We start from the raw sequence: 18,682 nt of genomic DNA, 5'->3' as shown, positions 1-18,682 counted from the left end.
CTAGAAGCATTAAAACACCGCCCACCCACGTCAGCAGCAACCAAAAGCCCCCTAAGAAACACCTAACTAAGCAACACAATCCCCCCCGGCAACGACCGCACCTCCAACCCAAGTGAGCGCTGTATCTGCGCAATCGCCTTATCCAGCGACCGAATCTGAAACCGCCCCGTCACATGTCTGCCTGCCGCCCGCTTATCCAACAGCACCACCCTGCCCGGCCGGTAGCGATTGATCTCCTCAACCACCTCATGCAATGGTGTATCGGCAAACCGCAGGTAGCCATCGCGCCACGCCGGCATCCATGTCGGATCGACATGCACGATGCGCCCGAGCGCAGCACTATCGTAGGTGAGTTGCTGCTTGCCGCTCAGCGTCGCGATGCCTGCGCCGTGCGCCACCTGCACGGTCCCCTCGACGCAAGTCACGCATACACCGGCAGGCGTGACCCGCACTTCAAACCGGGCGCTCTGCGCAAACGCGCGCCCCGGCCCGGCGACAACCGCGAACGGCCGCGGCGCGTTCAAGGTATCGACAGCGGCTTCGCCGGCGATCAGGTCGATGCCCTGCACACGCCCCGCGCCGGAGCGCACGGCAATACTGGTGCGCGTATTCAGCTCCACGGTGACATCCTCGGCCAGCGCCAGCCGGCGTTGCTCGCCGGTCGCGGTGCGGTAGTCCGCGCGCATCTCCTCCACGGAAGGCCACAGGCCCAGCGGCGGCCGGATGACGGCCACCGTCGCCGCGGCTGCCGCCGCGCTCATGGCGCCGCCGAGAAATGCACGCCGCTGCCAGTTCGGCGCGCGCGGCGTCCTGGCAAAACGCAGGCTGGCCGGGTTGCGGGCCACCACCAGCTGGCTGGCCTCGCCCAGCTGCGCCCATCGCTGCCGTGCCACGGACAAAGCAGCCCGGTTGGCGGGATCGGCCATGCACCAGCGCCGCAGCGCGGCGCCGTCGGCCTGCGTCATCTCGCCCGCCGCCACGCGGCGCACCCAGGCGAGCGCCTGCCGCTCGATCGCGTCGAGCGTGCGTTCCGGTTGTCGCGCAGGAATCATCATTCGTATCATGGCATCAAGCGAGCCGCCACCGTGGTTTGCCCATGGACATAGACAAGACGGTTGGGAAGCAACAGATCGGCATGCTTTTTTTCATCCATGCTTGGGGCTATGGGCCATGCAGTACTCATGGGCCCGCTTGAGCTCCAGGCCGATCAGCCGCGGCGACACGCCGAAGCGCACCGCGGCCTCCTGGTTCGAGAGTTCATCGACCCGCACCGCGAGGAAGATCGCCCGCCGGCGTGGCGGCATGCTTTCGATAAGGCGTGCAACGGCCTCGACCTCGTCACGCGCCGCGACCGTTTGCGCGGGGCCGGGCGCGGGATCGACGATCTCGGCCATGAGCGTCTCCATTTCTTCTGCGCTCATGTAGCGGCGGTCGCGCTGCAGCCGGTCCAGCGCCAGGTTGGTGGCCATGCGCATCAGGTAGGCGGCCGGGCTCTTGACCGGCTCGCCCTCCTCCTTGCGGTCTTCCAGGTGCACCCAGGTATCGTGCAGCGCATCGCTGGCGAGCTCGGCCGAGCCCAGGCGCCATGTCAGGCGGCGCTTGAGGTCGTCGTAGCGTTGCGCAAGCAGCTCGCGCAAGCTGGAGCGGCTGGAGTCGCTCATCTATCGGCTCGCCTGCCGGCCGCAGGGCGGCTGGCACGAGCCGGAGCGGGCCGCCGCGGCGTCACAGCGCACCGGCTTGACCAGCAGCACGAATGCCTTGGCCGGATCCCCGGGCGGCTGGCCCACATCGACGTGCTCCACGGTCTCGATGATGGCCGCATCGCGTGCCTTGTCGCCGGTGGTGTCCAGCAGGCGCACGTGCGCAACGTGGCCGGCCGCGTTGAGCTGCACATAGAGCGCGAGGCGATAGTCCCCGAGCGCGAGTGCGGGCCGCGCGCATAGCGCCTGATAGACCTGCGACTGCACGGCGCCGTCATATTGCCGCGCGGCGCTGGCCGGGGGCTGCGCGACGGCCGTGTCCGCGTAGCGCGGCGCGGGCACCAGCACGAAGGCATCGGCCGCGGCTGCCTGCACGCTCAGCCCCGTGCCCTCGAGCATCTTGCGCAAGGCGTTTTCCGGGCTGAAGGTGCCGTGGACAGCAGTCGAGGTTCGCCCCGCTGCCAGCTCGGAGGAAAAGAAGACGGACAGGCTGGTCTGCGCGTCGTATTGCGCCAACGCTTGCTTGAGCGGCTGGGCCGGCAGGTCGAATGCCATCTCCACCGCGCCGCGGTTGGCGGGCTGCTGGGCGCGGGTCTGCTGGCAGGCGAGGCAGAGGGCCAGGACCGCCATATAGACGACCAGTGCGCGCGCACCGGGGGCTGCGACCAAGCTTGCCATCACTATCCAATGCCATGTGCGTTGAGGAGTCCTTGCCGCATCGAGCGCGTGGCCCAAGTGCATACCCGTGCGCATCGTAGGGATCCAATGTGACGCCGCCGTGAAGGCGTGCCAGCCACTGCCGTGACATGGCTCACTCCTCCTGGCCGGGACCCGCCGGCTGCTGCGTCTCGATCGCGATAAACAACCGCGCGTTGCCACGCTGGACCAGCAGCGCCACCGCGCCGTCCGCCGCGCTGGCCTCGTCGGCCAGCGCCTCGATGCTGTCGACCGGCTGGCCGTTGACGGCGAGAATCACGTCGCCGGCGTTCATGCCGGTGCGCGACGCAGTCGCATTAACGCGCTGCACCAGCAGGCCACCGTCGATACGCAGCACCTGCCGCTCTTGCGCCCACAGCGGCCTGACCATCATGCCCAGCGGCGCGTGCCCGGGCGCCGCCGTGCGCGCCACCCGTGGCGCGTCGAAGCGATCGGGCCGCACCTCCAGCACGAGCGCGGCGCGGTCCCGCCAGATGCGCAGCGGGACGACAACGCCGGGGGCCAGGTCCGCGATGCAGATCAGCGCATCGGCGGACTGCACGACGTCGCGCGCGCCCACCTGCAGGATCACATCGCCCGGCTTCATGCCGGCCCGGCTGGCGGCCCCGCCGGGCTGCGCATAGCTCACCAGCGCGCCCGCAGGCCGGGGCAGGCGGAACGAATCGGCCAGCGCCTGCGAGACCTCCTGCACCGTCACGCCGATACGCCCGCGTGTCACCGCGCCCTGGCGCAGCAACTGGTCCTTGATGCGCATGGCCACATCGATGGGAATGGCGAACGACAAACCCTGATAGCCGCCGCTGCGGCTGTAGATGCGCGAATTGATGCCGATCACCTCACCCTTGAGGTTGAACAGCGGGCCGCCGGAGTTGCCGGGATTGACCGGCACGTCGGTCTGCAGGAAGGGCATGTACTCGGCGCCAGGCAGCACCCTGCCCTTGGCGCTGACGATACCGGCCGTGACCGAGTTACTGAAACCATAGGGTGAGCCGATGGCCAGGGCCCAGCTGCCCACCTCCACGCTCGCGGCGTCGCCGATCTTCACCGTCGGCAAGCCGGTGGCGTCGATCTTGAGCAGGGCGACGTCGGCAACGGCATCCAGCCCGATCAGCCTGGCCTTGAACTCGCGCCGGTCGGTCAGCTTCACGCTGACCAGGGACCCGCGCGCGACCACGTGCGCGTTGGTGAGGATATAGCCGTCGCCGCTAAGGATAAAGCCCGAGCCCAGGCTGGTCTCGTCGACATTGTCCTGGCCCTGCGCACGCCCGCGCAGCGGATCGGGCAACGCCTCGCGGGCCACACCGATGTTGACCACGGCCGGGCCGTTCTCGCGGACCAGCCGCGAGAAATCGGGCGCGGCTCGCCACGCCGCCGCCTGCAGCGGCGCGCATCCGGCCGTGCCTGCCGCCAGCGCGAAAAGCAGCGCCATGGTGGCAAAAGCCAGCGAGCGCCGCGCAAGACCGCCGCGGCGGCCCGGGTCCAAAGCCATCGCCACGTCAGCTCGCTTGCGCGCCATCCAGCCCCAGCTCCAGCACCATGGGCTGGCGCATATCCGGCGGCGGCGGCTCGGGCAACGCCTTCGTCATCAGCACCGCGCGCAGGTCCGCGTCGGCCTGCGGATTGCCCAGCGAGTCGAACTCCATGCGCTCCACACGGCCATTGGGAGCAAGCCACACACGCATCACCAACGACGCGGACGGCTGCGCGCGGGCCTGCATCCAATCCTGCAAACGCAGGGCGCTCGCGTCGGCCGGGTCCCCCAGCCGCGCCTGGAACTCCGTGCTGGCCAGTTGCGCATAGCGCATCCAGTGCTGCGGGAACGGCTGCGCCGGGGCGGCGGCGGAAGACGCCGCGCCCAGGCCCAGGCCCACCAGCCCCAGCGTACGGAGCAAACGCCCCCACATTTTCCGGGGCGCAGCCAGCTTGCGCGCGGCAGGACTGGCCTGCCGGCTTGGCTCAATCGGGGAATGCATCGAAGTTCCTGTCTTTCGTCATGGTGCGTTGGCCACTACGCGGCGGCTGCCTCTTCCTGCGCAGGAGCATCCGCAGTTGCATCCGCAGCTGTATCCGATGCCGCCGGCTGGAAATTGCGCAGATGCAGGAAAAACTGGCCCATCATCTGCGTCCACAGCTGCAGCGCCACGGTGAGATAGTCGGGGCCCACGCCGCCGGAGATCACCACGTCCATCTCAAGCACCAGGAATTCGCCGTGCTGCGCGACGCGCGCGAAGCGCTTGGCGCGATGCCAGTCGCCCAGCACACCCTCGGGCAACGCGCCGCCTTGCACCCGCAGCGGACAGCTCAGCGTGAAATCCAGGTACGCATCCGGCGCAGCCGAGTTGCCCCAGAGGACCTGGAAGCCAACGCCGTGGCTGGCGCTGTGCAGGCGCAGCACGCCGTCCTGCTCGATGGCCGTCACGGCGCAGCCGGCGGCCTTGATGGCATCGCAGACCTGCTCCGAAGTCACTGCCATCAGCAGTGCGGGTTGGCTGTCTGCCGAGGTGTCGATCTGGGTTGCGGTGGTGTTCATGGGTATCCTGGTGTTGAAATGATTGGGACTTGGATTGGGACTTGGATCGGGATTGAGGCTTGCGTGACCGGGCGCCGTGATCCGCGCCCGCATCCTTTTTAGTTCGCCTTGTGCAGCACGGCATCCAGCGCGGCGGTGTCGATGCTGGCCGCGCCTGGCGCCACCAGCTTCTCCATATAGGCCTGCACGAGCTGCTGCTGGCGTTGCTGGCGCATCGCCGCCACCAACTGCGGCTTGATCTCGTCGAGCGTTGCGGTGCGGCCAGCCTGCGTGTCCAGCAGCTTCACCACATGAAAGCCCGCGGCCGATTGCACCGGGTCGCTCACCTGGCCAACCTTGAGCCTGGCAACGGTATCGCGCACTTCCGGCAGCATCTGCGCCAGCGGCAGCGTGCCGACCTCCCCGCCGCGTTCGGCACCGCGGGGATCCTGCGAGCGGCTCTTGGCGAGCGCCGCGAAATCGCCCTGGCGTGCCTGCGTGGCCAGCTTGCGGGCTTCGTCGCGCACCTTGGCCGTGGCCGCGGCATCGCTGCCCTGGGTGGCCAGGAAGATCTGCGCGACGCGGTAAGTGGCGGGCACCTGGAAGTTCGCCTTGCCGTCTTCATAGGCCGCCTTCACCTCGAGCTCGGACGGATAGCCCGCCGGCAACTGCGTGACCGACTCCAGGTAGGTAGAGGCAACGATCCGCGCGGAGATCTCGCGCACAGCGGCATCGACGCGCGCCTTCACCTCGGGTCGTTCCGCCCAGCCCTTGCCCTGTGCCTCGCGCAGCAGCGCTTCACTGGCCAGGCGCTGGCGCAGCCAGCTCTCGATGCCCGCGCGGTTGCTCCTGGCCGCGGCGCGGTCCGCTTCCGGCAGGCCTTGCAGCAGCCGCTCCACGTCATCCTGGCCAACGGTGACCGAGCCGGCGCGCGCCACCACCGGGCCGCTTGCCGGTGCGGGCTCCGCCGCCTGCACCGGCGCTGCGCTCAGCCACGAGGCCAGCAGGACGCCGATGGCCGTGCGCACGGGCGGCAGCATGGACTGGACGTGCGATTTCATTCGAATCATCTGTGTCTTACCTTTTTTCTCTGTGAGCGCGGGCGAACGCTTGCGCGGGCCGGCGGCATCGCCTTGCCCGCGCGCTGGCCCGCGCGCCTCATGACATCGCAGCAACATGACAAAACACTCACGCCCCAGCAACAGCAGGCTCGGCGCCACCGCCATGCACGGTCCGTTGCCGGCTTTGCGCGTCATGGGCGTGGCGCCTCTGCCGCGCCCGTGGCGCTCGTGGTGCTCGTGGTGCTTGTGGCACTTGCGGTGCTCGTGGTGCTCGCCGCAGCCTTGACCTCGGCGGCCGCCTGCGCGGGTGCGTCGGCGGCTGCCGCAGCGCCGGCCACGAAGCGCCCTTCGTACAGCTTGTCGCCGTACTCCTGCGCGATCTGCTCGAACTTCACCCGGCTCTGCGCCGCGAAGGGCTGGCGCGCGATCATCACCGTACCCAGGTCCACCGTCTCGTAGGCGCGCAGGATCTCCTGGCCCACTGCGTAGAGCTTCGCGTTCTTGGCCTCGCACTGTGCCAAGGTGGCGTGCTGCGTCTTGGCCTCCAGGGCCAGGCGCTGGCGGTCCGCCTCGGCCGCGCGTGCGAGCTTGAGCAGTTCGTCATAAGCGTTGCGGTACTGTGCAATCTGCGTGCTGGCCTTCTCGGCAACCGCCTGTGCCTGCTGTTGCGCCTGCTGGTTCCTGTCGCTCAGCCGCTCGCGCTCCTGGCGCTCGGCAGCGAGTTGCGCGCGGGCACGCTCCAGTTCCTTCTTCGCGTCGGCGTCCGCGCCGGATGGCGCGGCGCCGGCATGTGGCGCGCCGGCCTTGAGCGCGGCCAGTTCGTTCTGCGCCTGTTGCAGCTGCGTGGTGGTGATGCGCAACTGGGCGCGCAGGCGCTCTTCCATGGTCTGGGCCGGCTGGGCGTGAGCCGCTGCGCCGGCCATCATGAAGCTGGCGGCGAGCGCCAGCGGACGCCAGGCGCCGCGCAAGCGTGATGTGGATGACACGGTATCCCTCCTAGAAGCGCGTGTTGATCTCGACCTGCAAGATATCGATCGCCAGCGGCGGGCCATAGACCTCCTTGGTCGACGTCCAGCGGCCGGTCACCCACGTGTTCTTGTCGAGCGCGTACGAGCCGCCCACGTAGTAGCCGCGTGCGTTGGTGCCGCCCAGGTGGAAGGTCGAATCGTTGTAGCCGTCCGGCATGGCATCCGGCTCGATGCGCTTGTAGCCAAGCAGCATGTTCCAGTCGCCCTTGGCCAGCGTCACGGGCTTGCCCAGCGTGGCCTGGAACATATAGGCGTTGCCGCCGCTCTTGAAGTCCGCGCGGCTGGTGCCGCCGCTGCCGCCGAAGTTATTGACGATGCCGCCGTTTGCGCGCGAGAACATGCCGCCCTCGTCATAGGCCAGGTTGCGGATGTAGTTCGCATCCATGCGCAGGCCGAGGCTGCCCGCCACCTTGGTTTCCCAGCGGAAGTTCAGGTCCAGCAGCTGGAACTTGGACGCCAGGCCCACGTATTGCGGCTGCGGCGTGCCGGCCGGATCCAGCGGATTAAGCGCGATATTGCGCAACAGCATCAGCGTGTTGCCCTTCTGCATGAAGGCCGGGCGTGACCAGTCGGTGCTGCAGCCGTCGGCGCCGGCGTACAACGCGCAAGGCTGCGACACCTGCCCGCTGACGTTGCGGAAGTCGTAGTACGCCAGCGCACCGCGCAGGCGATTGTCGTTGTTGAGCTTCCAGCTCGCGCCGATCTGCGCACCCAGCAGCCATTTCTTCTCGCTGCTCGCCTTGTTCTGGCTGCGGCTGGGGAAGCTGTCGGAGGAATACTCGAGCGGCACCAGGCCGAGTGTGCCGAACAGCGCGACGTCCCGGTTGGGCAACGCCTTGTCGAACTGCGCGGCCAGGCCGTCGAAGTTCAGGTCGTTCGAGAACAGCAGGTCGGACGACACGAACGGGTTGCCGAAGCGCCCGGCCGTGAGGTTGACCCATTCCGCCGGCTTGTACGACAGCCAGCCCTGATCGAGCCACACGTTCTTCTTGGCCAGGCCGCCGCCCAGGGTCTGGTTGGTGGACACCGGGCTGTCGTCGTTGCCGGTGGCAATGCGGATGCCCGCATGCGTGCTGTCGGAAATATCGGCCAGCACGCCGAACCTGGCGCGGGCACGCAGCAGGCTCACGCGGTTCTGCCGCGTGTTGACCAGCGGCGGCAGCGAGAGATTGGTGTTCGGGTTGACGTCAAAGCCGCTGCCCTGGTTGATGGCCGCCCAGTCGATGGCGATATCGCTGTTGTTGCTGGAGTAGAAGCGCGACTCGTCGCGCACGCGCACGTCCCCTTCGATGCGGATACGCTTGGTCCACTCCGGCGTTTCGTTCGGTGCCGCCCAGCCTTCGGCCTGGGCCTGGGCCATGACCTGCCCCTTGACCTCGTCGCGAATCTGGTCGCGCACAGTGTCGGAAATATAGGGCACGCGCACGTCGCCCGGCTCCACGCGCAACCCGCCGGCAGCGGCGGCCGGCGCTGCCGACGCCACGCGCTGCGCCTGCTGCTGCGCCATGGCTTCGGTCTGGGCTTGGGCAAGCAAGGCTTCACCGGCATCTTTTTTCAGGGCACCGCTTTGCATCAGGCCACGGATCAGCTTGACCATGGTGCTATCGGCGGGTGCCGCGCCTTGCGCGTAGCCCGCGCCGCTTGCGCCGAGCAGCGCGATCGCCATGGCGGCGGCCAGCGCGTGGGTCTTGCGGGCCGGCTCCGCATGGCGGCGGGAGTGTGCTGGATGGTTCATCGGTTCGTTCACGAGAATGAGGTGGAATAGGTTGGGCATGCGGTGAGACTTGCGGCGGCGGCCTGCTGGCCACGTCACGGCCGGCGCCCCTTGATCGACATGCGCATCGGAAAGCGCAGCGATGCCGGCGGCCGTTCGTCGGCCCGGAAATCGCGCACCATGGCCAGCACGGCTTCATCGGTCTGCGCGTTGCCGGTGCTGCGCACCAGTTGCGCACGCGTGGCGCGGCCGTCGGCGTCCAGCCACAGCTCGATGCGGATGTCCTCGAACGCCAGCTGCCGGGTGCGCTGGTCGCGCGCAAAGGCCTGCTGCAAGGCACCCGAGACGTAGCTCGAATAGGACCTGCTGCCCAGCCCGCCGCCACCGCCGGTCATGCCGCCGCCGCGCCCGGCCTGGATGCTAAATGCATCCGTGCCGGCTTGCGCCGCGCCGTCGATCGTGACCGGGTCGCCGAGATCCTTCGACGGGCTTGGGGGTGCGTCGTCCTTCGGCGCTTCCTGCGGGTCCGCCGGCTTGGGCTCGGGCTCGACCACTTCCGGCTTGACCTTCTCCGGCACCGGTTCGGGCGGCTTCTCGGGCTCGGGAGGCGGCGGCGGTGGCGGTGGCAGCACCAGCATCGGCGTGGCCGCCACCTCGCGCTTGGTGCTGGCGGTGTCGGACAGCAAGCGCCAGACCAGCACGGCCAGCCCGATGATGACCAGCGCGCCGATGATCAGCCCGCCCCAGCGGCGCCACAAGGCGATGGCACGCTGCCGGGGCGGAAGAGTTGGATCACGATGTTTCACCCGACTCTCCTCACGCCGGCTTGCCGGTGACGAGGCCGATCTGGTTCAGGTCGATGCGCCTGAGCAGGTCCAGCACCTCCACCACCTTCGCGTACTGCACGGCGGCGTCGCCCCGCACGATCACGGGGAAATCCGGCGTGAGCGCCTTCTCCGTGCGCAAGCGCTCCTCCAGCTCCGGCAGCGTCACCGGATAGGCGTCGAGGAAGACCTGGCCCGCGTTGTCGATCGTGATGGCCTTGGTCTTGGGCTTCTCCAGCGCGACCGACGAACTCGCCTTGGGCAGGTCCACCTTGATGCCCGGGATGCTGGCATTGCTGGTCAGGATGAAAATCACCAGCACCACCAGCAGCACGTCGACGAAGGGCGTGATGTTGATGCCGCCCGTGCGCTTCTTGGTGCCGAACTTGGCTGCGTATGCCATGGCCGCGCGCTCCCCTTAAGCCCGGTGCAGGGCAGCGGGGACGCGACGTCCCTCGCCCTGCTCTTCGGCCAGGCGCGTGGCGAACTCGTCCACGAACACCGCCATGTCGGCGCCGATCGAATCCGAGCGCGAGGCAAGCCAGTTGTAGCCGAACAGCGCGGGAATCGCGACGCCCAGCCCGGCGGCGGTACACAGCAAGGCCGCGGCCATGCCCGGCGCCACCGAGTTGATATCCACCGCGCCGGCCATGGCCGCCACGACAAACACCAGCATGATCCCGATCACGGTGCCGAACAGGCCCACATATGGCGCGCCTTCGATGGTGGTCGACAGCCAGTTCATGCGCTTGGCCATGCGCTCGCTCTCGCGCACCATCACGCCATCCATGGCCGCGCGGATCGCGCTGATGGTCGCGTCGGAGACCGCGTTGAGGTCGTAGCCCATCTGATGGCGGCGGTGCAGTTCCTCGACCGCCATTTCATACAAGCGCCACAGCGACGAATCCGCCTTGACGGCCTCGGGTACGCGGTTGCTCTTGGCCAGCTGGTCCAGCGGCGCGCCGGCCGCTTCGCGGAAATGCACCATGAAGGCAGCGTTGGCGCGCGAGGTGGCGCCGTAGCTGCGGCCCTTGCTGATCATGATGGCCCACGACAGCGCCATCATGATGCCGAGCAGGCCCACCACGATCCAGGCGTCCAGCGGCATGGCGGCGAGGATGAAGCCGAAATGGCTCTTTCCGGCCTGCTGCTCGTCCGCGCCGAACACGGCCAGGCGCGATTCGGCACCTTGCGATACGGCGTCGGCGAGGATCAGCGCATCCGGGCGCGCCACCTTGGACAAGCGCACTTCATCGATGGCACCGGTGAACGGGCTCAGCGCGGTCGCCGCGGCCGGCGTGTTGGCCGCCGCCGCGTCGGCACCGAGCGTGGCCGGCGTGTTCAGCGCCGGCAAGGCAGTTGCCAGCGACGCGGCAGGACGTCCGCCGACATACAGCGACACGCTCTTGCCATCGGACTTGACTGCCAGGTGCGACCACTGCCCCGCCTGCACGGGCTGGCCGGGATTGCTGCGCTGGCCATTGACCTGCACGAACGGCACGCCCTGGTCGATGCCGATGACGAGTTCGCCCGCGCCATCGCGGCGCGCATAGACGGCTTGCTGCGGGCCGAGCTTCTCGGGGCGCACCCAGGCGGAGAAGCCGAACGGCGCGCCCGCGGCCAGCGCCAGCGACGGCGACGACGGCAGCACCAGCGGGGCGGCGCCGAGCTGCGCGCCCTTGCCGATGACCGTGCCATCGACGCTCACCACTGCGGTCTGGCTGTGGTTGCCGTAGGCCGTGGTGTCGCGTGCCGGCACGCTGCCTTCGGCAAAGTGGTAGACCAGCGTGTAGTCAGGGTCGAAGGTCCGCTGGCCATTGCCCGATGCCGGCGCCTTGGCGTTGCCGTAGTACATCCACAGCTGCTGCGGGCCCGCCGCCGAGACCGACGGAACGTCGATCCAGATCAGCGCGATGCCCAGGAGCGGATCGAACTGTTCGATCTGGTGGTTAAGCACGGTCTTGTCGTCGGCGGCAACAAAGCGCAGGTCGGCGCCAGTCTCGCTCACGCCTTCAAAGCTGAAGTTGCCGGTATGCAGGCGCAGCAGCACCGGGGTACGCCCGGCATCGCCGCCGATCGCGCCGGCCTTGGGGCCGGCGTCGATCGTGATCGGCTTGCGATAAGCCCAGTCGGGCTGCCACCAGGCATGGGCCAGGTCCGGCAGGAGTGTGCTCAGCAGCGTGAGCACGAGCAAAAGGATGCGTCGCATGACAGTGGTTCTCGGTTAGCTCGTCGGGAGTCGATGTATCAGGTTGGAAGCGGCGCGCCGCACGCGCTCAGTAACTGGCGGTGACGCTGAAGTTCACGCGCGGGTCGCCACGCTGCGTGCGTGGCCCGTCCTTGAGCGGATAGCCCAGGTCCAGGCGCCCGGTAACTTTCTGGCCGAGGCGGAACGTAGTGCCCACCCCCACCGAGGCGAGCGAGACGTTGCTCTTCTGCTCGGGCAAGGGATCGCGCAGGCGGACCTGGCCGGCATCGGCAAACAGGTAAGCACGCCAGTTTTCAACCACGGAAGTGAAGAAGGCCAGCGGCGGCGTGCGCATTTCCACGGACCCGACCACGCCATAGTCTCCGGTGGTCTCGGCGGACAGGTAGCCGCGCACCGAGTTCATGCCGCCGGCCGCGATCTGCTCGTTCGAGACCAGTGGGGAATCCGTGATCTGGGCAGCCAGGCGCCAGCCCAGCTGCGCGTTGCCCGCGAAGGTGTAGGAGCCATTGGTATCGCCTTTGAGCACCATGAAGCTCGGCGACGCCTTGTAGCGCTTGTAGTCGAATTGCTGCGCGGTGCTGCCGTAGCCAAGGAAGCTGCGCGTGCCCGCGACCAGCGACAGGTTCAGGCCATAGGTGCCGCGCTCCGTCTGGCCAAAGCCCGAGTAGCCGAGCGTGATCGGCGCGTACTTGAGCGGCACCGTATCGCCGGCGCTGCCAAGGCGCGTCACCTCGTCGTTGTCCTTGAAGTCCACGCCGGCGCTGAACGCGTGCCACCATGCGCCGGTGTTCGGCACGGTGTAGGTGGCCTTCACGCCAACCGCATAGCCCTTGCCCAATACATTGGTGCCGCCTAGCGTCGCGACGTTGCTGTCCGATTTGTAGCCGGAAGCCTCGAGGCCCCAGTTAGTGCCACGCAGCGGCGCCACATACGAGCCGGACCACACCTGGGTCTGGTTCAGGTCCTGCGGGGCGCCGAAGAAGCTGACCGAGGCGCTGTGCCCCAGCTGCCAGAGGTTGTCGTGGCCCAGCGAAGCCGTGGCCCGCAGTTGCTTGGTATCCGCGCTGTAGTCGTTGTTCAGGCCCACGCTTGCCCGCCACGGGCTGCTGTCCTCGACCTTGAGATCAACGTCCATGGTGCCAGGCAGCGCGCCTTGCCTGACCAGCGGCATCACCTGCCGGTTCGCGGTCCGGTTCAAGGCAGTGAGCTCCGTCTGCGCCTGGTTGAAGTCCGGCACCGCGCCCTCCGCCAGCGCGGGCACCTGCTCTCGCACCTCTACCGGCGAGTTGTACTGCGCTCCCACCACACGCACGCGACCCACCTTGGTCTCGCTCACCTGCAGGAAGACCACGCCGCCAACCGCCTGCTGCTCAGGCAGGTCCACGTAGACCGACTGGTATCCCTTTGCCTGGTAGGCCGCCAGCAGCGCATCGCGCGCGCCCTCGATATCCTTCAGCGTGCGCTTCGGCCCAAGGTAAGGCGTGACCGCGCGCTCGATCGCGCGCGCATCCAGCACCGTGTTCCCACGCACGATGTACTCGTTGATGTCGACGCGCCGTTGCGCATCGGCCTGCACGCCAGGCGTTGCCGCCTCGGTGGCAGCGGGGGCCTGCGCCATCGCGGTTCCCTGCGTCCCTAGTCCTAGCACCGCCAGACATAGCGCCCTCCAGCGCGCGGACACATCGTTCTTGTTCTTGTCATGCATGTGTTTGCTCAATCCCTTGCGAAACAATTGCCGTCGTTCCCTTGCGCCGGCGCCTCGACCAGAGGCAAGTCGTAAGCGATCGCATCCGATGAGGCCATGATGAGCGGTCATCATTTCAGCGCCGCGTACGATTGGTTAGACGAACGGCCCGCGCGCCGACTGTCGTTTGTCACGAAAGCTTCATGTGCCGGCGCGGGGCATGGCGATGCGCCTCAACGGCGGCGATATCGCAGGGCAATTGCATGCCGCGCTACTCGGAATGGAGCGCTACACTTCAGGCATGTCGCCAATGGCGTGGTTGGCAATCAATGAAGACGGAGCACGAAATGCGCGGATGGCTGAACGCTGTAGTGATTGCCGCAGGTAGCCTTGGCGCGGCCTGCCCGCTACTCGCTGCGGAAGCATCCCCACCAACGGGGGACGGCACGGCGAGCTGTGTCGAGGTCGAAGTCAATGGCATGCGGGCCCCGTCGTTTCCTTGCCTGACGCAGAAGCTAAGCCCCAAGCCCACCCCCGGCCAGCCACCCTCGGAGCGCAAGCTGGCGTCCGAGGCTATCGTGGAGCGTCCCTCCAACGCGCTGGGGCTGTTCAACTACTCGGCGACCAGCCACCGCATGGGCAATACCTTCGGCACATCGGTCACGCCGCAGCGGCCATAGCCGCATTAGCCGCAAGCTAGTTCATTCACCACAGTTTCTTTAAGGGAAAAGACGTGCCATTCATCATCGCCGGCCTCGCCTTGATCGGTGCCCTCATCTATGGTGCGGTCCGCCTGTACGCCACGGTGGCCGCAGCCTATGGCGCGATCGCCGGGACCACCGCCGTCTTGTTCTGCGCGGCGCTGCTCGTGGCATTCGTCGCAAGCCTGGTCCGCCGCTACCGCGCGATCCACGGCGTCAAGATCAAGGGCGAGCGCATCCTGTCGCTGGAGGGCGCATGGGGGACGATGCACGTGGATCCGGAGCGCAAGCGTGGCGCACTGGATGTCGACGGACAGCAGGCGAAGTTTATTTTTGCCGATATAGCGAGTGCCACCGCGCTGGAGAACGGCAGCGCATGGATGCTTGCCTTACGTCTCGAACACCAAGCGCGACGCAGTTGGCAGATCCCGATGGCAAGCCGGAAGGAGGCGTTGCGCTGGGCGAAGATATTCGACCTGGCTGCCGTGCAGAAGCTTTGAAGGCCTGGTGCTGCGCGGCTCGCCCGAGCGGCGCGGACGGCAACGCCATCGGAACGAACGCGCCTGCCTCGACGAGACGCGTCTATTCGAGAAATACATAGTCCGCGCGATAAGGCACGCGGCTTTCCTGTCCTTCCTCGGTGCAGGCCTGAGCGGGCGCAATGCCGCCTTGCGTGTTCAAGCGCTGAACGTAATGCACTCCCGCTAGCAAGCCCGCCCCTCCGGAACTCGTCGCCTGCAACAGCAATAGCGCAATGCTGTCGGGCGCCCTGGCATTTGCGGCCTGCCGCAGTACTTTGCCGGTTATCTTGCTGCCGTCCGGCGCCTCCCAGGTCGGCCCGGCGTAGTGCCGGGCGATGAGCTTGCCGGAATCGTCGCGCAGATCCGCTTCGGGGGATTTGAACGCCCACGCCAATGCACTGCCCTGATCGCGCTTGCATACATAGATCTGCACGCCGGACGCATGCAGGGTCGCGATCGTACGATGGACGTCGGCGGGCTGGAGCTCAGGCGGCGCGGCCTCCTGGGCAACGGCGCAAGAAACCAACAAGCATGCTCCGGCGAGGGCAATGCGATGCGCTTTGCGACTGGTGTGGAAATCTTGCGGCATACACCCTCCTTGCCTGAGCCCGGTCAGAATAGTACCTCCGGCGCGATGGCAAGGAAACGGAGGAAGACACGGCGATCGCAGCAAACGCGGCAGGCCCGGCCGGCCGCGTTGCCACTGGATGCGGTTGAAGTAGCGAACTGCAGACATGAGCTCAGCCACAGGCGGGCAGCAAAATGATCACTGGAATTCTGCAAGCCTGACGGCTACGCTAATAGGCGGACCGTTGCGCCAGTTGAGCGCGCGAGGGTCATCGGCTTTGCATCGACTTTGATTGGAAGGAGTCATCCATGAAGATCGCTATCGCAATGGCAATTGCAGTTCTCCTGCCTGCTACCGTCTACGCCGCAGGCCCCGCAAATCCAGCGGATCGCTACGACTACAACATGCGTAGCACCAACAAGGACGGCTATGTGCCGGACCCTCAACGCACGACCAATAAAGACGGCTACGTACCCGATGCCGAACGCGCTACCAACAAGGACGGCTACGTGCCAGACACCGCAAAGGCCAACGACAAGTTTGACCCGTACACCCAGGGTGCCAACCAGAACACGGCCTCGGCGCTCACCGACTCAAAGGCTTCGACCAAGAAGCCGGCTGGCAAGGTGCCAAGCCAGAAGAAATCGCCCACTGCCGGCATGGACAAGTAGGGCAGCCTGCTTAGCTTAAGTCCGACGCGGCAAAGAAAAAGCCCCGCAGGAATCTGCGGGGCTTTTTCAACAATGGTGGGCCTCCCGTGAGTCGAACACGGCACCAACGGATTATGAGTCCGCTGCTCTAACCAAGCATGAGCTAGAGGCCCTGGAAAGTCAGACCGGCATGATACCGATCAACTGCCTTCAAGGAAACTCTTAAGCTTATCCGAGCGGCTCGGGTGACGCAGCTTGCGCAATGCCTTGGCTTCTATCTGGCGGATCCGCTCGCGGGTGACGTCGAACTGCTTGCCGACTTCTTCCAGCGTGTGGTCCGTGCTCATTTCGATGCCGAAACGCATGCGAAGCACCTTGGCTTCGCGTGGCGTGAGCGAATCCAGCACGTCCTTGACGACGTCGCGCATGGAGCCGTGCAGCGCCGCTTCGGCCGGGGCCAGCGTGTTGGTGTCTTCGATGAAGTCGCCAAGATGGGAGTCGTCGTCGTCACCGATCGGCGTTTCCATGGAGATCGGTTCCTTCGCGATCTTCATGATCTTGCGGATCTTGTCTTCCGGCATCTCCATCTTCTCGGCCAGCGTTGCCGGATCCGGCTCGTTGCCGGTTTCCTGCAGGATCTGGCGCGAGATGCGGTTCATCTTGTTGATCGTTTCGATCATGTGCACCGGGATACGGATGGTGCGCGCCTGATCGGCGATCGAGCGGGTGATGGCCTGGCGGATCCACCACGTCGCGTAGGTCGAGAACTTGTAGCCGCGGCGGTATTCGAACTTGTCCACCGCCTTCATCAGGCCGATATTGCCTTCCTGGATCAGGTCGAGGAACTGCAGGCCGCGGTTGGTGTACTTCTTGGCGATCGAGATCACCAGGCGCAGGTTGGCCTCGGTCATCTCGCGCTTGGCTTCGCGGGCGCGCTTCTCGCCCTCGCTCATCTTGCGGTTGACTTCCTTGAGCTCCTTGAGCGGCAGCACCACGCGCATCTGCAGGTCGATCAGCTTTTGCTGCAGCTCGCGCACGGCCGGCACATTACGTTCGACGATGGTGCTGTACGGCTTGCCGTCTTTGATAATCGTGTCGATCCACTCGAGGTTGGTCTCATTGCCCGGGAAACGGGCGACGAAATCCGCACGCGGCATGCCGCACTTGTCCACCACGATCTTCAGGATGGAGCGCTCGAGCTTGCGCACTTCGTCCACCTGGCCACGCAGCGTGTCGCACAGGCGTTCGACATTGCGGGCGGTGAAGCGGATGCTCATCAGCTCGTTCAGGATGGCTTCCTGGGCCTTGACGTAGGACTTGGACTTGTAGCCTTCCTTCTCGAACGAGCGGCGCATCTTGTCGAACTGCTCGGCGATCACGCGGAATTTTTCCAGCGCGGCCAGCTTCAGCTCTTCGAGCTGGCGTGCCGAGGCAGCCAGGCCGCCGGCATCGTCATCCTCGTCTTCGTCGGATTCTTCGCCGTCAGACTCCAGTTCGTCTTCCTCGGCAGCCGCCACCACGGCCGGAGCCGGCGGGGCCACGGGCACGTCCGCGGCGTTCGGGTCGATCAGGCCGTCGACGAACTCGTCGATCTTGATTTCATCGCTGGCAACGCGCTCGGCCAAGGCCAGGATCTCGGAGATCGTGACCGGGCAGGCGGAGATCGCCATCACCATGTCTTTCAGGCCGGCCTCGATGCGCTTGGCGATTTCGATTTCGCCTTCGCGCGTCAGCAGTTCCACCGTGCCCATCTCGCGCATGTACATGCGCACGGGGTCCGTGGTGCGGCCGAACTCGGAGTCCACCGTGGAAAGCGCGGCCTCAGCTTCTTCCTCGGCTTCTTCCTCGCTGGTGGCGGACGGGGCATTGTCGTTGAGCAGCAGCGTTTCCGCGTCCGGCGCCTGCTCGTAGACGGCGATGCCGATGTCGTTGAGCGTGGCGACCAGCGTGTCAATCGTTTCCGAATCGACCATGTCGTCCGGCAGGTGATCGTTGATTTCCGCGTACGTCAGGTAGCCGCGCGACTTGCCGAGCTTGATCAGCGCCTTGAGCTTCTGGCGGCGTACTTCCAGTTCTTCCTCGGTACCCTGCTGCGTCGAGGCGAACTCCTTCAGCAGAGCCTTTTCCTTGGCCTTGCGGTCGCGAGCCTTTTGCTTTTCGCTCTTGGGCGCTGCAGTCGGCGTTGCCGCCGCGGGGATCTCGTCTTCGTAAAGCTCTTCAGTCACGTCGTCTGGTGTGCTGTCGTCGTGCTGCGCTCCGGCCTTGGGCTTGCGGCCACGCTTCTTCGGCTCCGGCTTGACTGCCGGAGCGGCGGGACGCTCGGATGCAACGGGGGCGGAAGTTGTGGCATTCGGCGTGGCCTCGGGCTCGGCGGCGCCTGGCTTGGCGTCTCCGGTCTTGGCGCTGGTCGCTGCCGCTTTCTTGCTCTCGACTTCGGTATTCTGCTGTTTCGCCACGGTAATACTCTTGCCTTTCACAGGTACAGATGCGGCGTGCTTGCCGCTTGTATTGGCGCTATCGCCGCTCTCGTGTGCCGAAGTCGAGGGCTTCAGGTTTTCGGACGGGCGGATCCCGGTGGAAGTGGACGCTGCGGGCGCCTTGGCGCTCCGAGCTGTCTTAGCTGGCACAGGCTGGGCTGGCGCCTTGACTGACGCGGCTGTCTTCGCAGCCGCCGTTGTTTTCACGGACGCCTTGCCGCTCCCCGATTGGGGAGTTTTAGTGGAAACCTTTTCGGTTGCTTTGGCCTTTGCCATTGGCACGCTCACTTTCACCAGAAGGGGAGAGAAAGATCTCGCT

General features: G+C 66.5%; 18 protein-coding genes and 1 tRNA gene. 3 read left to right on the top strand and 16 right to left on the bottom strand.

Features of this window, described 5'->3' with window-relative positions:
* Positions 1–62: 62 nt before the first annotated feature.
* From AC1RQC_RS05030 to AC1RQC_RS04970, 13 genes are all read right to left on the bottom strand, one after another.
* Complete coding sequence (locus tag AC1RQC_RS05030; RefSeq protein ID WP_492882579.1) at positions 63–1,055, bottom strand: FecR family protein; 993 nt, start codon at positions 1,053–1,055, stop codon at positions 63–65.
* Positions 1,056–1,145: 90 nt separating this feature from the next.
* On the bottom strand, positions 1,146–1,661 hold the full coding sequence (locus AC1RQC_RS05025) for an RNA polymerase sigma factor (RefSeq protein ID WP_150984208.1): 516 nt from the start codon (positions 1,659–1,661) through the stop codon (positions 1,146–1,148).
* The gene (locus AC1RQC_RS05020; protein WP_492374020.1) at positions 1,662–2,378 is read right to left on the bottom strand and encodes an STN domain-containing protein; all 717 of its coding nucleotides are present in this window, start codon (positions 2,376–2,378) and stop codon (positions 1,662–1,664) included. It lies immediately after the preceding gene.
* A 133-nt stretch (positions 2,379–2,511) separates the two neighbouring features.
* Positions 2,512–3,933, bottom strand: a complete 1,422-nt coding sequence (locus AC1RQC_RS05015; RefSeq protein WP_492882578.1) for a trypsin-like peptidase domain-containing protein — start codon at positions 3,931–3,933, stop codon at positions 2,512–2,514.
* Positions 3,914–4,390, bottom strand: a complete 477-nt coding sequence (locus AC1RQC_RS05010; protein WP_492814267.1) for a YbaB/EbfC family DNA-binding protein — start codon at positions 4,388–4,390, stop codon at positions 3,914–3,916. Before AC1RQC_RS05010 ends, AC1RQC_RS05015 begins: the two co-directional genes overlap by 20 nt.
* Before the next feature lie 35 nt (positions 4,391–4,425).
* Positions 4,426–4,947, bottom strand: coding sequence for a YbjN domain-containing protein (locus AC1RQC_RS05005; RefSeq protein WP_492882577.1), 522 nt, complete (start codon positions 4,945–4,947; stop codon positions 4,426–4,428).
* 98 nt (positions 4,948–5,045) lie between these two features.
* Positions 5,046–6,182: a peptidylprolyl isomerase gene (locus AC1RQC_RS05000; RefSeq protein WP_492882576.1), complete on the bottom strand. Its 1,137-nt coding sequence runs from the start codon at positions 6,180–6,182 to the stop codon at positions 5,046–5,048.
* Complete coding sequence (locus AC1RQC_RS04995; RefSeq protein WP_492882575.1) at positions 6,179–6,973, bottom strand: hypothetical protein; 795 nt, start codon at positions 6,971–6,973, stop codon at positions 6,179–6,181. Before AC1RQC_RS04995 ends, AC1RQC_RS05000 begins: the two co-directional genes overlap by 4 nt.
* Positions 6,974–6,983: 10 nt before the next feature.
* Positions 6,984–8,750, bottom strand: a complete 1,767-nt coding sequence (locus tag AC1RQC_RS04990; RefSeq protein WP_492374014.1) for a putative porin — start codon at positions 8,748–8,750, stop codon at positions 6,984–6,986.
* A gap of 74 nt (positions 8,751–8,824) precedes the next feature.
* Positions 8,825–9,535, bottom strand: a complete 711-nt coding sequence (locus AC1RQC_RS04985; protein ID WP_492882574.1) for an energy transducer TonB family protein — start codon at positions 9,533–9,535, stop codon at positions 8,825–8,827.
* A gap of 10 nt (positions 9,536–9,545) precedes the next feature.
* Positions 9,546–9,956: an ExbD/TolR family protein gene (locus AC1RQC_RS04980; protein ID WP_006158977.1), complete on the bottom strand. Its 411-nt coding sequence runs from the start codon at positions 9,954–9,956 to the stop codon at positions 9,546–9,548.
* 15 nt (positions 9,957–9,971) lie between these two features.
* A complete protein-coding gene (locus AC1RQC_RS04975; RefSeq protein ID WP_492827666.1) occupies positions 9,972–11,762 on the bottom strand; it encodes a DUF2341 domain-containing protein in 1,791 nt (596 codons plus the stop codon).
* 67 nt (positions 11,763–11,829) lie between these two features.
* Positions 11,830–13,467 carry a ShlB/FhaC/HecB family hemolysin secretion/activation protein gene (locus tag AC1RQC_RS04970; protein WP_492882573.1) on the bottom strand — a complete coding sequence of 546 codons (1,638 nt, stop codon included), beginning with the start codon at positions 13,465–13,467 and terminating at the stop codon, positions 11,830–11,832.
* Between the two features lie 326 nt (positions 13,468–13,793).
* On the opposite strand from AC1RQC_RS04970, the gene AC1RQC_RS04965 reads away from it, so the two are divergent.
* Both AC1RQC_RS04965 and AC1RQC_RS04960 read left to right on the top strand, forming a co-directional pair.
* Positions 13,794–14,126: a hypothetical protein gene (locus AC1RQC_RS04965; RefSeq protein WP_492827668.1), complete on the top strand. Its 333-nt coding sequence runs from the start codon at positions 13,794–13,796 to the stop codon at positions 14,124–14,126.
* 53 nt (positions 14,127–14,179) lie between these two features.
* Positions 14,180–14,647, top strand: coding sequence for a hypothetical protein (locus AC1RQC_RS04960; RefSeq protein WP_492882572.1), 468 nt, complete (start codon positions 14,180–14,182; stop codon positions 14,645–14,647).
* Between the two features lie 82 nt (positions 14,648–14,729).
* Here AC1RQC_RS04960 and AC1RQC_RS04955 read toward each other — a convergent pair whose 3' ends face one another.
* Entirely contained in the window at positions 14,730–15,257 is a 528-nt protein-coding gene (locus AC1RQC_RS04955; protein WP_492882571.1) for a DUF3455 domain-containing protein, read from the bottom strand.
* A 287-nt stretch (positions 15,258–15,544) separates the two neighbouring features.
* Here AC1RQC_RS04955 and AC1RQC_RS04950 point away from each other — a divergent pair, with 287 nt between their 5' ends.
* On the top strand, positions 15,545–15,907 hold the full coding sequence (locus AC1RQC_RS04950) for a hypothetical protein (protein ID WP_492882570.1): 363 nt from the start codon (positions 15,545–15,547) through the stop codon (positions 15,905–15,907).
* Between the two features lie 73 nt (positions 15,908–15,980).
* Here AC1RQC_RS04950 and AC1RQC_RS04945 read toward each other — a convergent pair.
* Positions 15,981–16,059: transfer RNA gene (locus tag AC1RQC_RS04945), tRNA-Ile, on the bottom strand.
* 27 nt (positions 16,060–16,086) lie between these two features.
* On the bottom strand, positions 16,087–18,363 hold the full coding sequence (gene rpoD / locus AC1RQC_RS04940) for an RNA polymerase sigma factor RpoD (protein ID WP_492827670.1): 2,277 nt from the start codon (positions 18,361–18,363) through the stop codon (positions 16,087–16,089).
* Positions 18,364–18,682 lie beyond the last annotated feature (319 nt).

The organism is Cupriavidus sp. GW822-FHT03E04 (assembly GCF_058801495.1).
Note: the sequence above shows the minus strand (reverse complement) of the source record. Positions and strands in the feature narration are given on the sequence as shown.

Excerpts from the sequence above, each read along its gene's own strand:
- AC1RQC_RS05030 (WP_492882579.1), bottom strand. The coding sequence starts at position 1,055 with ATGATGATTCCTGCGCGACAACCGGAACGCACGCTCGACGCGATCGAG.
- AC1RQC_RS05025 (WP_150984208.1), bottom strand. The coding sequence starts at position 1,661 with ATGAGCGACTCCAGCCGCTCCAGCTTGCGCGAGCTGCTTGCGCAACGC.
- AC1RQC_RS05020 (WP_492374020.1), bottom strand. The coding sequence starts at position 2,378 with ATGGCAAGCTTGGTCGCAGCCCCCGGTGCGCGCGCACTGGTCGTCTAT.
- AC1RQC_RS05015 (WP_492882578.1), bottom strand. The coding sequence starts at position 3,933 with ATGGCGCGCAAGCGAGCTGACGTGGCGATGGCTTTGGACCCGGGCCGC.
- AC1RQC_RS05010 (WP_492814267.1), bottom strand. The coding sequence starts at position 4,390 with ATGCATTCCCCGATTGAGCCAAGCCGGCAGGCCAGTCCTGCCGCGCGC.
- AC1RQC_RS05005 (WP_492882577.1), bottom strand. The coding sequence starts at position 4,947 with ATGAACACCACCGCAACCCAGATCGACACCTCGGCAGACAGCCAACCC.
- AC1RQC_RS05000 (WP_492882576.1), bottom strand. The coding sequence starts at position 6,182 with ATGACGCGCAAAGCCGGCAACGGACCGTGCATGGCGGTGGCGCCGAGC.
- AC1RQC_RS04990 (WP_492374014.1), bottom strand. The coding sequence starts at position 8,750 with ATGAACCATCCAGCACACTCCCGCCGCCATGCGGAGCCGGCCCGCAAG.
- AC1RQC_RS04980 (WP_006158977.1), bottom strand. The coding sequence starts at position 9,956 with ATGGCATACGCAGCCAAGTTCGGCACCAAGAAGCGCACGGGCGGCATC.
- AC1RQC_RS04975 (WP_492827666.1), bottom strand. The coding sequence starts at position 11,762 with ATGCGACGCATCCTTTTGCTCGTGCTCACGCTGCTGAGCACACTCCTG.
- AC1RQC_RS04970 (WP_492882573.1), bottom strand. The coding sequence starts at position 13,467 with ATGCATGACAAGAACAAGAACGATGTGTCCGCGCGCTGGAGGGCGCTA.
- AC1RQC_RS04965 (WP_492827668.1), top strand. The coding sequence starts at position 13,794 with ATGCGCGGATGGCTGAACGCTGTAGTGATTGCCGCAGGTAGCCTTGGC.
- AC1RQC_RS04955 (WP_492882571.1), bottom strand. The coding sequence starts at position 15,257 with ATGCCGCAAGATTTCCACACCAGTCGCAAAGCGCATCGCATTGCCCTC.
- AC1RQC_RS04950 (WP_492882570.1), top strand. The coding sequence starts at position 15,545 with ATGAAGATCGCTATCGCAATGGCAATTGCAGTTCTCCTGCCTGCTACC.